11 protein-coding genes are annotated in these 13,991 nt (G+C 39.2%); 2 read left to right on the top strand and 9 right to left on the bottom strand.

Annotation, left to right across the window (positions count from 1 at the left end; genetic code table 11):
• Positions 1–10: 10 nt before the first annotated feature.
• From I2F31_RS00145 to cysM, 4 genes are read right to left on the bottom strand one after another with little or no spacing between them, the layout of a single operon-like run.
• Positions 11–2,305 (bottom strand): RelA/SpoT family protein, encoded by a 2,295-nt coding sequence (locus I2F31_RS00145; RefSeq protein WP_195769899.1) that lies wholly within the window; start codon positions 2,303–2,305, stop codon positions 11–13.
• A 21-nt stretch (positions 2,306–2,326) separates the two neighbouring features.
• Entirely contained in the window at positions 2,327–3,724 is a 1,398-nt protein-coding gene (gene rlmD / locus I2F31_RS00140; protein WP_407647850.1) for a 23S rRNA (uracil(1939)-C(5))-methyltransferase RlmD, read from the bottom strand.
• 12 nt (positions 3,725–3,736) lie between these two features.
• Positions 3,737–4,510 carry a ribonuclease H-like domain-containing protein gene (locus tag I2F31_RS00135; protein WP_195773270.1) on the bottom strand — a complete coding sequence of 258 codons (774 nt, stop codon included), beginning with the start codon at positions 4,508–4,510 and terminating at the stop codon, positions 3,737–3,739.
• A 5-nt stretch (positions 4,511–4,515) separates the two neighbouring features.
• Positions 4,516–5,448 (bottom strand): cysteine synthase CysM, encoded by a 933-nt coding sequence (gene cysM, locus I2F31_RS00130; RefSeq protein WP_195773269.1) that lies wholly within the window; start codon positions 5,446–5,448, stop codon positions 4,516–4,518.
• A gap of 144 nt (positions 5,449–5,592) precedes the next feature.
• Here cysM and I2F31_RS00125 point away from each other — a divergent pair, with 144 nt between their 5' ends.
• Complete coding sequence (locus tag I2F31_RS00125) at positions 5,593–8,400, top strand: ATP-binding protein (RefSeq protein WP_195773268.1); 2,808 nt, start codon at positions 5,593–5,595, stop codon at positions 8,398–8,400.
• Positions 8,401–8,795: 395 nt separating this feature from the next.
• A complete protein-coding gene (gene rsfS / locus I2F31_RS00120; protein WP_195769894.1) occupies positions 8,796–9,197 on the top strand; it encodes a ribosome silencing factor in 402 nt (133 codons plus the stop codon).
• A 95-nt stretch (positions 9,198–9,292) separates the two neighbouring features.
• On the opposite strand, the gene I2F31_RS00115 is transcribed toward rsfS, so the two are convergent.
• From I2F31_RS00115 to I2F31_RS00095, 5 genes are all read right to left on the bottom strand, one after another.
• A complete protein-coding gene (locus tag I2F31_RS00115) occupies positions 9,293–10,747 on the bottom strand; it encodes an NAD(P)(+) transhydrogenase (Re/Si-specific) subunit beta (protein WP_195769893.1) in 1,455 nt (484 codons plus the stop codon).
• Positions 10,748–10,758: 11 nt separating this feature from the next.
• On the bottom strand, positions 10,759–11,076 hold the full coding sequence (locus I2F31_RS00110; RefSeq protein WP_195769892.1) for a proton-translocating transhydrogenase family protein: 318 nt from the start codon (positions 11,074–11,076) through the stop codon (positions 10,759–10,761).
• A 10-nt stretch (positions 11,077–11,086) separates the two neighbouring features.
• Positions 11,087–12,214, bottom strand: coding sequence for a Re/Si-specific NAD(P)(+) transhydrogenase subunit alpha (locus I2F31_RS00105; protein WP_195769891.1), 1,128 nt, complete (start codon positions 12,212–12,214; stop codon positions 11,087–11,089).
• A gap of 648 nt (positions 12,215–12,862) precedes the next feature.
• Entirely contained in the window at positions 12,863–13,345 is a 483-nt protein-coding gene (locus tag I2F31_RS00100) for a hypothetical protein (RefSeq protein WP_195769890.1), read from the bottom strand.
• Between the two features lie 223 nt (positions 13,346–13,568).
• Entirely contained in the window at positions 13,569–13,931 is a 363-nt protein-coding gene (locus I2F31_RS00095) for a hypothetical protein (protein WP_195769889.1), read from the bottom strand.
• Between the last annotated feature and the right edge of the window lie 60 nt (positions 13,932–13,991).

Here is a 13,991-nt window from a genome sequence, read left to right as displayed (position 1 = left end):
ACCTTTTTAATTAATTGCCTTGAATTAAACGTCTTGCACTAATAATTCCGGGTTGTTGCTCTAGGCGTGCTAGCAGCCGTGACAATTGTGCTAAACCCTTCACTTCTATCATGAGCTTCATATTTGCAATGCCATCACTCTCTGAAATAGTATTGACTTGACGAATATTAATATTGTCGGCAAAAATGACTTGGGTCAGATCTTTTAATAAACCACGGCGGTCGTAAGCTTCCACCACAATTTGTATGCTTTGGCCACGTGTGGGTTGTAACTCCCAATCTGCATCAACTGCACGTTCAGGTTCATTGGTAATCATACGAAGATAGTCCTGACAACCTTTTTTATGAATACTGACACCACGGTTTAGCGTGATGTAACCACCAATCAGCTCACCATGCACAGGCTGACAACACTGTGCAATATTCAACTCTACATTGTCTAAACCATCAATTAAAATACCATGTGCAGACAGTGTATGACTGGCTCTAGGGTTAAGTGTTGGTTTAAGAATCAGCTCAGGCTCGTCCTGATCTATATTCATATGGCGATTCACTTGGTTCATGAGTGCATGTAAACCAATATCACCATTCACCAAAGCCACTAAAATATCATCACCCGTTTTAACATTAAAGTGGTTACAATATTCATTGAGGTCAATACTTTTAGGATGAATTGCCAGACGTTGTAATTCTTTGGTGAGTAAATCACGCCCCACCTCAAGGTTTTTACTGCGGTCTTGCTGTCTAAACCAGTGACGTAACTTATCTCTAGCACGAGCAGTTTTAATATAACCCAGTGAACTGACTAACCAATCACGGTTCGGCTCTCGGTCTTTTTTGGTAAAAATCTCGACCTGCTCACCTGTTTTTAAACTATAGGTGAGTGGCACATAACGTTGGTTTACACGAGCAGCGTAACAGTGATTACCCACTTCAGTATGTACATGGTAAGCAAAATCTAAAACCGTAGACCATCGTGGTAGCTCTTTAATGTCACCATCACGGCTAAAGACATAAATTTTCTCAAAGTCTTCAAAATCTTGTATATTTTCGTAGTCTTCTTCATCTTTAGCATGGGCACTGGCTTCATTACGCTCTTGATAATTTTCAAGTACGGCACGTAATGAATGTAAACGATGATTAAATGAAAAATCAGTCGACTTCTCGCCTTCTTTATAATTGAAATGTGAGCAGACCCCAAGCTCAGCTTCATTGTGCATTTCATGGGTACGAATTTGTATTTCTAACGAACGATGATCTGCAATCACAGCCGAATGTAATGAGCGATAGCCATTGGCTTTGGGGTTGGTAATGTAGTCATCAAACTGATGCGGAATATGTCTCCAAATCTGATGTACAATGCCTAAAACGTGGTAACACTCAGACACTGAGTTCACAAGTACACGTAATGCCCGAATATCATATAACTGGCCAAAGCTGAGATTTTTACTCTTCATCTTACGGTAAATAGAGTAAATATGTTTGACTCGACCGCTAATGTCTGCCTCAATATTGATTTTCTTCAGCTCACCTTTTAGGCGATTTACAACATCCTCAATATATTGCTCTCGCTCTAAACGCTTTTCATTGAGTAACTTGGCAATTTCTTTGTAACGATCTGGTGCAAGATAACGAAAAGCTAAATCTTCAAGTTCCCACTTTAATTGTGCAATGCCTAAACGATGTGCAAGTGGTGAGTAAATGGTTAAAATTTCTCGAGCCACTCGTTCTTGGCGGTCTTTTGGCGACTTTGCCAGCTCACGAAGCTCAAAGGTTCGTTCTGCAAGTTTAATTAAAACCACACGGACATCTTCTGTCACAGAAATCAGCATTTTATAAATGCCTGTGAGATGCTCACGCTTATTGTTATTAAAATGATCTTCTAAACGTTTATTTTGCTCAATCAGTTCTGACAATTTACCCATGGCAAGCGTACCACGAACAAGATCTAAAACTTCTTTACCGTAGTTTTCTTCAACTTCTTCTAAAGAGGTTCGCCCTTCCCTGACACTACGGTAAAGTACCGCAGCAGAGAGTGTTTCTTCATCGACATATAAATGCGCCAAAATATCTGCAACGCCAATACCTGTAACAAAGGTATTGTTTCGACTAGGAACAAGTGATTGCTGTTCTTTTTCTAGTGTATGTTTCGCAACATCTTCAAGCTGTTTTAACTCACTGCCCGTTTGAAGACGTACTCGATCTAACCACTCAGCAAGGTCTTGTTGCTGTAAAGTATGGCTTACAGCAGTCTCTTCTGTGAGTTGAGTCAGTCGTTCAGGTAATTGTTCACGTACCGTGACCATACCTATCTCCTATTAATTGCGTCATTCACTTTCGTTATTACATTGCTGTATTTTTTCAAATAAGGTAATCGACTCGACATGGCTCGTATGCGTAAACATATCCATCACCCCTGCCTGTTTAAGTCTATACCCTTTTTGCACGAGTATGCCTGCATCTCGTGCCAATGTTGCAGGGTCACAAGATACATAGACAATTCGTTTGGCATCAAAGTTGGCAATATATTGCATCACTTGTTCAGCACCAGAGCGTGGTGGGTCGATCAACAATGCATCAAAGCCTTGTTTCGCCCACGGCTGTTTTGAAAAATCCTGGGTCAAATCTTGTGCATAAAATTCAATATTTTTGAGCCGATTACGTGTTGCATTTTCTCGTCCTCGCTCAACCATTGCTTCACTACCTTCAACCGCAACCACATGCCCTTGCTCGCCTACACATTGTGCAATCGGCAATGAAAAATTACCTAAACCACAAAATAAGTCGAGTACTCGTTCTCCAGCACGAAGATCAAGCAACTTACATGCCAAGTTAATCATTTGTTGATTCACGCCATCATTGACCTGTGTAAAGTCTGTGGGTGCAAAGCCCAGTTGTAATCCAAAGTCAGCCAACTGATAACTCAACCGCATCGGTGCATCTGTATCAATACGATGCACACTCCCTGCATCTTTCGGCTGTAAGTACAATTGCCAACGTTTTTGCTGTGCAAATTGTTGTAGCTTGTTTAGATCAGATGGCGACAAAGGTGCAGTATGCCGAATCAATAAGGCAATCTCATGACGCCCCATAGACAACTCAATATGACCGATGTCCTTTCGAGCAATTAAACGATTTAATAGTTGATATACCTCTGGCAAAGCCTGATCTAACTCAACGTCTAAAACTGGACAATGTTGTATCGGTACTAAGCGATTGGTCTGTCTCGCACGAAAGCCCATCACTAATTTTTTTGATGACTCAACATAACGTACGCCGATACGAGCACGACGACGATAGTCTTGACGCGTTGAGCGAATCGCAGGTAACCATATATCAGGTGCTAAACCAGAAAAGTGCTGTAAATGAGAAGCTAAAGTATTTTGTTTTACTCGAATTTGTTCATCGGCTTGCATATGTTGCAAACTACAGCCACCACACACAGTAAAATGTTCACAGATCGGGGCTGTTCTATATATAGACGGTGCTGAAAGTAGCTCTATGGTTTCTGCTTCTTCAAAACGCTTACTTTGACGAATAATTTTTGCAGACACACGCTCATCAGGCAAAGCAAACTGAATAAAGACTTTTTTACCTTGTTTATCTGTCGGGTGGTCTAAGCTCTCATGATAATGGCTGATCCCACGCCCTTCATGTGACAAGGCTTCAACTGCAAAAATATGCGTTGCTGTTGTGGTTTTGGCTTGGCGAGAATATTTCAAAATAGTACTCAAAAATTAATCATGAAAGAATGTACGACTCAGTGCAGTATGTTCAGCAACAGCTTGCCAGTGCGTTAGAAAGTCGTGCTGTTGCGTGTGTGCTTTTAAACACGCAATCACATTTTGGATGGCGTCTTCATGCTGTGGCTGTGTTAACTGCCCTTTTAAAAGCACCCAGCGTAAATAAATCAGCCATGTTTGAATCACCGCTTGCTCAGACTTCACCTCTACAGGTGTGGTTATTTTATCACGAAATGGTAGTCCTAAAAATGCAGCGATATCATCTAGCTTTTGAAAATTTTGCCGATTGAACATCGACATACTATCCATTAAATCAATATGTTGCTGATGATATCTATTTTGATAGTTATTAAAACGGCGTTGCTGATCAATTTCGCCTTGATCAAATAAGCGTGGTGCAGATAAACCATAGTACATGGCTCTTAGCAAAATCACAGGCAAATCAAACTGTGCCCCATTCCAACTCACCAAAATAGGATGTCGCTTTTCAAAAATAGATAAGAATTTTTCTAATATTTCTAACTCTGTCAGCGTTGTATGAGAAAATGAAAATAACCTCAAACCGTTCTCATCAACCCAAAGCCCTGAAATACAGCTAATTTTATGTAAAGGCAAACGTTGAAAATCTGAACCCGTTTCTTGACGGCGTAGTTTATTCAGTGCCTGCTCAATGTCTTGTTCTGCTAAATGACTTAAACCGTGTAAGTGTGCACCCGAAGTCAAATCAAGGGTTGTTTCTATATTAAATACTAAGATGGGTAACCGCATGGCATTTAACCCTCATCTTGCACAGAAAACAAACCAGTCGATAAATAACGATCACCCCGATCACAAATAATACAGACAATCACTGCATCTGGATTCTCTTGCGCAATTTGTAAAGATGCCCACACAGCACCACCTGAAGACACCCCTGAGAAAATACCCTCATGTTTTGCTAAAGCACGCATGGTCTTTTCTGCTTCAATTTGAGGAATATCTATAATACGATCGACACGTTGTGCATCAAAAATTGTTGGTAAGTATTCTGTTGGCCAACGGCGAATCCCTGCAATACTTGCCCCTTCAGTCGGCTGCAGGCCAATAATTTGAATATCTGGATTTTGTTCTTTTAGGTATTTAGACACCCCCATAATGGTGCCTGTCGTACCCATTGCACTCACAAAATGTGTGATTTTACCTTGGGTTTGTTGCCAAATTTCAGGGCCTGTGGTTAAGTAGTGTGCATTGACATTATCAGGGTTCCCAAATTGGTTCAGCACCACGCCTTGCCCTTTTTCTTGCATGGCCAGTGCCAAATCTCTCGCCCCTTCCATGCCCTGCTCAGGTGTCACTTCAATGAGTTGAGCACCATAGGCCAACATGGCGTCTTTACGCTCACTGCTCATATTATTTGGCATAATAAGCGTCATACGATAACCACGCATGGCTGCAACCATCGCCAAAGCAATGCCTGTATTGCCACTGGTGGCTTCTATAAGTGTATCACCCAGACGAATATCACCACGCTTTTCTGCCTGTAAAATCATATTATAGGCAGCACGATCTTTAACTGAACCCGCAGGATTATTTCCTTCTAGCTTCGCCAAAATGGTGGCTTGACTTGTTACAGATAAACGCTGTAAACGCACCAATGGCGTGTGACCAACATAATGGTCTAAAAGAAATTGTGCTTCTGCAAAAAAATTAGGCTGATTCTGGCTCATAGTCGTTACATTTTTCTCGATGCATTTATTGTATGAAAAAAAGCATGTTGCTGCACTCATTTCACATGCTTTATTCGCCACATGCTTCATCACATTAAGCACAAACATGCTAAAATAAAAGAAATGAGCCTCTTATCTTGAGTCATGGCAAAATACAAAAAAAATATTTTACAGCAACTCCCACTGAACCATGCATATGGTCAATTGGTATTACTTATTTTTATACCAATTGCTATTTTAGCCGTGGTCAGTACCTATTTTGTACTCAAAGAAACTCGCCAGTCTGCGCAAGAGCAACAACGCTATGCTGCAATTACAATTCTAACCCGTTACCAATACACCGCACAGTTACTTTTTGAAACAATAGAAAAAAAACCTGCTTTAAATAGTCAAGTTCAAAGCATTTTACAACGTATGCTCAGCGACCCACACGTACAACGTGTGGCACTCATAGACCAAAACAATCAAACCATTTTAAGTATTGGTAGCCGAAATGACCTCAGTTGGCCAGCAATCCAAAGTCAGCAAATGTTTATTGGCCCACTGCCTAACCACGGCAATAGTGTTTATGCACAAAAACTGACCTCAAATCATACAGGGCAGCACAGTTGGCTCGTAGTTTCTTTAAATAACCAAGCTTTAGAGCTTGCCAATTACCATATTTTAGTCGCCATTATCATTACCATATTTATTACATTGCTCTTGCTCATGATGTGCCTCAACTTTTATTCACGACGTTGGGTTGCACCACTGTATGAAATTCGCATGCAACTTCAACGTGTACATGCAGACAACCTGAATGAGCCCATCACACAACAAAACAGTAGTGAACTTCAACTGCTTGAAAAAGACCTAGAGCATACTTTTCAACGCTTACACCATAGTTTCTTAGAGCTAAGAGATCATACTGAACAAACTGAAGACGACTTACGGCGTACTCTAGATACGCTTGAAATGCAAAACATTACCTATAGACAAGCACGTGACCAAGCGGTATCTGCTAACCAATCTAAATCCGTTTTTCTCGCCAATATTAGCCATGAATTACGTACGCCACTCAACAGCATAGATGGCTTTATTCATTTAATGCTACGACAAAGCAATCTCACCAACGACCAAAACTTATACTTACAAACCATTAGAAAATCTTCAGCACACTTACTGGCATTAATTAATGATGTCCTCGATTTCTCAAAAATTGATGCAGGAAAACTCGAACTAGAAACAGCCTCTTTTGACTTAGAAGAAACCATGTTTGATGTAATGGACATGCTGTCACCGCTTGCTGCTGAAAAAAATATTTATATGGCATTTTTCTTTGCTCCCGAGCTACCACAGCGTGTCATTGGCGATGCACTTCGTTTTAAACAAATTTTAACTAACCTTATTTCTAATGCCATTAAATTTACGGCAAGCGGTGAAATTATTGTTCATAGCGAATTAAAAACTGCTCACGGCAGAGAGTGCCTGATTTACTTTAGTGTACAAGACAGCGGTATAGGTGTCAGCGAGGCGGATCAACGAAAGCTATTTGACTCCTTTTCACAAGTTGATACCTCTATTACGCGTCAATTTGGCGGTACAGGACTTGGCCTTGCAATTTCCAAACAACTGGTACAAATGATGCATGGTGAGATTGGTTTTGAAGATAACCAACAAAAAGTCACTGCGGAAAAAGGCTCAACCTTTTGGTTTACAGCACAATTTGAAATAGAACAAGCGACACAGCATACCGAACCACTGTCTCATATTCATGTCGTATCTTTTATTTCCCATACCAAAACTGCCTATATTTTAAATCAATATCTCAGTAATGATCATATAAACCACCAAGCCAGTAGCTCAATTTTAGATTTATTTAGTCGATTAAACCAACTACAAAACAATAAAAACACATGGGTGATTGTAGATCATGGTGGCGACACACACACGCTACTCAAAGAAATTCGCTCTCGATATCAAGGCAATTTAGCCATTTATGGTTATCAAATGTCACTTGAGCCAAGTGTATTGGCTTACTACAAAGCTACGCCTTTGTATCAACCCTTGAGTAGGCATGCGTTGCTACAAACGCTAAACAACCAAAAAATCGACACCGCATCGCACAAACAACAAACCTTTGATGGTCAAGGTTTGCATATTTTAGCAGTGGATGACCACCTGCCTAACCTGATTGTACTTGAAGCGTTACTCGGGGAGCTGAATGTAAAAACCACCAAAGCACTCAGCGGACAAGATGCATTGAATTTAATTAAACAGCATTGGCAACAAAATACACCGTTTGACTTGGTCTTTATGGATATTCAAATGCCAGTCATGTCTGGCATTGATACCACACGTGCAATTCGATCTTTAGAATCAACCACCGAACACACCACTGGACTACCCATTATTGCCCTTACAGCACACGCACTTGCTGATGAAAAAGAAAAATTGCTCACTGTGGGTATGAACGACTATGTGACCAAACCCATTCAACTTGAGCAGTTAATTCATATTCTTACCACGTGGACAACAACTAACCAGCACTTCGAGCAAAGACATACACGCAATACACTAAAGCATGATCAAAATACAGATATTACGATTTTAGATTGGACTCAAAGTGTGCAACTTGCTGCCAATAAAGAAGAACTTGCAATTGATTTGCTAAAAATGCTGATCGATAGTTTTGATACTGAAATTGAAGAAATGCATTTACTGATTGAACTTGAAGACTTCCCTCAGCTTGAGCACGTTTTACACCGTTTATATGGTGCAACACGTTACGTAGGTACAGTCCGCTTACAGCAAGTCACAGGTGACTTTGAACAATTCATTTCAACCTTGCGTAAACAACAGCGTAAAGCAGATGAACAGTTTACACATGAAACATTACAACGGTTCAATGAGCTCAAAGAGGTCATTGAACTCACTAGAAAAGCCGCTCAAAATAAAATACACCAAACTTAATTAGTAAAAATATAAAATATTTAAACACAATTAAAAGTGTGATAATTGTCACGCTTTTAAAGTTGCCGTATTATACTATATTCGAGCAAAATCTATACTTGACTAAACACATCTCATTTGGTTAGCACTTTACAATGAAGAAAATAATTTTTATTTTGGCATTGCTTTTGGCAACGCCTTTGAGTTTAAACACATCGAAACATTCAAGCGTCTTACCACTCGATAGCTATAAAAAAGCGACAATCAAGCCCAGTCAAAAATAAATCAATGCTCAAGCCATTTTCTACCACTGCATTCAAATAATTTATCTGTGTTTTATCTGTACAATAATTGAATTTTTCAACTAAAAAAGATATATTACTCAGTCAACCATATATTTGGAAAAATGAAGTTTTATGAATTTAGAACCATCGCCCAGCGCTTCTAATTCTCACGACAATTTAGGTCAAGTACAATCTCAAGATGTACAAGACTGTTTAAAAGTTATACATGAAGCACTTACAGATGTAAAAGCAAAAGATATTCTTGAGCTAGACGTCAGCAGTATCAGCAATGTTGCAGATGCAATCGTGATTGCAAGCGGAACATCAACACGCCATGTCAAAGCATTGGCAGACAATGTGGCAGATGAAGCTCGTAAAGCAGGCTTTCGCCCACTTGGTATTGAAGGTGAACGTGATGCAGAATGGGTACTTGTTGATCTAGGTCATATTATTGTACATGTCATGCTACCAACAGCAAGACAGTTTTATGATTTAGAAAGCTTGTGGCGTACAACAGACGCGCCTACTCGCTAAGAAATATAAAGCGATAAAAAAAGCCACAATCGTTGTGGCTTTTTTATATCTGACAAAAAGTAAGGCTTTGCTTATATGCAAAGCCTTAACTGATGTTAGTGGCCTGAGCCATTCACTGATTTTGTCATGTCTTCTACAACTTTTTTGGCATCACCAAAAATCATCATGGTTTTTTCATCATAGAATAAGTCGTTATCTAGGCCAGCATAACCCGTTGCCATAGAACGCTTAATGACCATAATGGTACGTGCTTTATATGCCTCTAAGATTGGCATACCATAAATTGGTGAGCCAGGGTTATCTTTTGCAGCAGGGTTAACCACGTCATTTGCACCAATCACCAAAACAACATCTGTCGCAGGAAAATCTGAGTTAATCTCGTCCATTTCCAAAATGTCTTCGTAAGGTACATCTGCTTCTGCTAAAAGTACGTTCATATGACCAGGCATACGACCTGCAACAGGGTGAATCGCAAAGCGAACTTTAACCCCTTGCTCTTTTAGTATCGTTGACAGTTCTTTTACTGCATTTTGTGCACGACCTTGTGCCATACCATAACCCGGTACAATCACAACACTGTCTGCATTTGACATTAAGAAACCAGCATCATCGGCAGAACCTGAGCGATAGTTACGCTCAACCTGTGCACCACCTTGTGCAGCAACAGCAGCACCGCTACTCATTGCACCACCAAACAGTACATTAATAATGCTACGGTTCATGGCTTTACACATAATGTAAGACAAGATCGCACCAGATGAACCCACAAGTGAACCTGCAACAATGAGCATATTGTTTTCTAAAGTGAAACCAATACCTGCTGCCGCCCAACCTGAGAATGAGTTTAAAAGTGATACCACTACTGGCATATCACCACCACCTACAGGTGCAATCCATACCCAACCAAAGGCAAGTGCAAAAACAGTCATTAACCAAAATGCAGTCATGTTGCCACTGGTAAAGAAGTATGCACCACAACCCAACATAACAATAAACAAGATGGCTTGAAGTGGTTTAACCCAACCACCAGCAATGGTTTTTGCCCACTTTTTAGCAGCCAATTTACCATAAGCAAACAATGATGCTGTAAAGGTAATTGCACCAACAAAACAACCCACAAACAGTTCAAAGAAATGAACTTTGCTCATGTGTGTTTGTTCTACACCTGCATTTTGTAATGCCGTTGCATTTTCACTAAACAAAGCCACCAAGTGGTTATTATGTAAAATTGCGGCAACAGCAATCAATACCGCAGACAAACCAACCAATGAGTGCATCAATGCAACAGTTTCTGGCATTTGCGTCATAGGCACTGTACGTGCACGAGCAATACCCACCACAGCACCCAAGGCCATCGGTGCTAAAATAAGCCAAACAACCACATGGTCAACCACAAAGAATGTCGTTAGCACGGCAATTGCCATCGCAACCATACCGTAGGTATTACCACGAATCGCTGTTTTTGGGCTAGATAAACCACGTAAGGTTAAAATAAACAGTATGGCACCAACCAAATAAAGCCACCCTGCATTGTCTCGAATAAACTCCATGATTTAGCCCCTTAGTTTTTCTTTTGTTTTGGCTTAAACATTTCTAGCATACGTGCTGTAACCGCAAAGCCACCAAAAATATTAATACTTGCCAAAAATACTGCCACTGCACCCAAAATACTGACTGCATTTACACTTTGAAATGCAACATTTGCATCTATACCCAATACAGGCAAACCTGTGGTTTGAATCATTGCCCCTACAATCACAATCGAAGACAGTGCATTGGTTACTGCCATTAATGGTGTATGTAGTGCAGGTGTTACACCCCAAACAACGTAGTAGCCGACAAAAATTGCCAAGACAAAAATAGTAATTGTTTCAATCATGCCGATCTCCTTAACCGCGTTTTAGCAATAATTGGCCGTCATGTGCCACTAATAGTGCTTTTTGAATTTCATCATCTAAATTAATGTTAACTTTCTGATTTTCATCAAATAACGTGCTTACAAAATTAAAGACATTGCGTGCATATAATGCAGATGCTTCTTTTGCCACAGTAGATGGAATATTTGGTACACCTAAAATTTTAACGCCATTTTCAGTCACAACGGTTTCATTTACAGCAGAACCTTCAACGTTACCACCCGTTTCAACAGCCATGTCTAAAATCACAGAACCAGCTTTCATTTTTTGAATGGTGGCAGCATGAATCAAACGTGGTGCATTACGCCCTGGCAATAATGCTGTTGTAATCACAATATCTGCATTACTCACTGCTTTATCTACAATCACCGCTTGATCTTTAATGTATTGCTCACCCGGCATCCAACCATAGCCATTTTTCAAGGCATCATCGGCACGTTGCTGTTCTTCTGGTGACATTGGCACGTCTAACCATTTACCGCCCAGAGACTCAACTTGCTCTTTTGCTGTAGGACGTAAGTCTGTTGCTTCAACCACTGCCCCTAAACGTTTTGCTGTAGCAATCGCTTGTAGACCCGCAACCCCTACCCCCATCACAACAACACGTGCAGGTTTTACTGTACCTGCAGCAGTCATTAACATTGGGAATAAGCCCTGATACTCTGTTGCTGCCAACAATACTGACTTATAGCCAGATAAGTTTGCTTGTGATGATAAAACATCCATATTCTGAGCACGAGACAGTGTTCGTGGTAACAGCTCTAGAGAAAATGCAGAAATACCTTGTTTGGCAAATTCATCTAACTCGGTGTTACGAAATGGATCAAACATTGCAACGACAATCGTACCAGATGTAATGGCTTTAATTTCGTCACCAAATGGTGCTCTTACTTTTAAAATAATGTCACTGCTTTGGTACGCATTATCTACAATGCTTGCACCTGCTTGTTCATAGGCCACATCGACATATGCTGAGTTGGTGCCTGCACCACGCTCAATCACCACGCTATGACCAGCACCAATTAACTTTTTTACAGTTTCTGGTGTTGCTGCCACACGCTTTTCATCTGCTACAACTTCGGTTGGTATTCCAATCTGCATGAGTATTCCCCAAGCTAATGTAATTGTTTAAACATGGCGGTCTTGTAGTTTTCAGTACTTGGCCGCTGCTCATCTACTGCATCGATTCTATGTATTTTACACAAAAATACCACCCATTATTTATTTTATAAATGAGCAGTATTTTAATATCAAATTTTATAGCACATCGTAAAATAGATATAATATCAAGGTTTGCCTTTCAGATTAGCGAAATTTTATCGTTAAATACAATTAGCCTTTTGTCTTAGGTTTTATTTTTAAATGTATAAATAATGACTTAGCCTAAAGCTGACAATCAATAAAGCTCCCTTAACTTTGTAACTTTTCATGAATAACCAATATTTACTCTAAGGCATAATCGTTTAATGTGTTTATTTTTTAATATTGCTTTATAGAAATGAAGAAGATGATATGTGAAAGGCATGGATGTAAATGCCTTATTTAATCGCATTTATTTGATAAAATTAGCCCCTATGCACCACTAAAACCTTAAAACCACCACTATTCAGCTACTGTTTTTAGTAAGTAATAGAAAAAAACCATAATTTGAATCACACTAAAAAAGGTAATCACCCAATCAATTACGGTGCTCGATCTGGACTTACCTTTCCAATGAGGTCGTGCAATACGGAGCATAGCAAATAAACCTTAGCTTTTATAAAGTAATATCGGTTCCCAACCTGCACCTTTTGATACACATTTTAAAAACTCAGATGTACCTGCAATATACAAATCACGTTCAAAAGTACACGGCATGAATATAAGAAACTCTAAATAAGGTGCAGAAAATATAACACTATTGCTCATAGTCATATCATTATATGGGTTATGCAACTCTTCAATAGAATGACGATCTATATCCACCTCTTGCACATCTATGTCATAAAAACTCTTTGAAAAAATATCATCAATACAGGCAACATAAATTTTACTCAAGGATAAATCCAGCAGAGCCTGTTCTAAATAAATGGCATCTTCATCAAAAAATTGATGATCATCCCAACTGATCGTAGCCCACAATTTACTACGAATAAAATCTAAATTGAATCCACAATCATTAAGTAAAGCATCTCTTAAATCAGATAATAATTTTTCTGTAGCACATTCTTTTAATTTTTTAATAAAGATCACTATATAATCTCATTACATCAGTATCCTCATATAGAAGATCACCCAACATTCACTCTGGAATACTACCTTATTTAATAACAAAGACTGGTACAAAATCATTTCACTTATAAGAACTATATTACAACCTGTATTTGATTTAATTTTTCAGCGACTTTCCAAATAACTAGTGCATTATAATTATTGAAAAACAAAGTAAACAAATGATTTAAACACTTCTTTCATATCAGCTAATGATTTCCATTTTAAATCCGCTCACAATCTCCAGTGTTTCATCGCAAGATACTAATAAATATTTATATAACTTCAGTCCATCAAGATAGCCATAATTTTGCGCATTTAACCAATCATAAAGATCGATATCACCGTCATTTACCAACATAAACCCTGCTCCATAGTTCTCTATTTCAGATTGCATCTTTAGTGTCTTTCTTTCTTGAGTGACACGAAAAGAATGAACATGATTAAACTTAAATTGATGCTTAACCTTCCCCCAAAACCCAGTAATATATAAATCACCATTTTCATATTTGAGCTTAACTTCATCTGGTGTTGCATATAGAGTATCGGCGATAAAATCATCAGTCATAGTAGTCTTATCCGTTGATTATTTTATAAAAATACACTGCCAAAAGTTAGTATCACTGTA

The organism is Acinetobacter rathckeae, from assembly GCF_015627125.1.
GTDB classification, from domain to species: Bacteria; Pseudomonadota; Gammaproteobacteria; order Pseudomonadales; family Moraxellaceae; genus Acinetobacter; species Acinetobacter rathckeae.
This window is presented reverse-complemented; position numbering and strand designations above follow the sequence as displayed.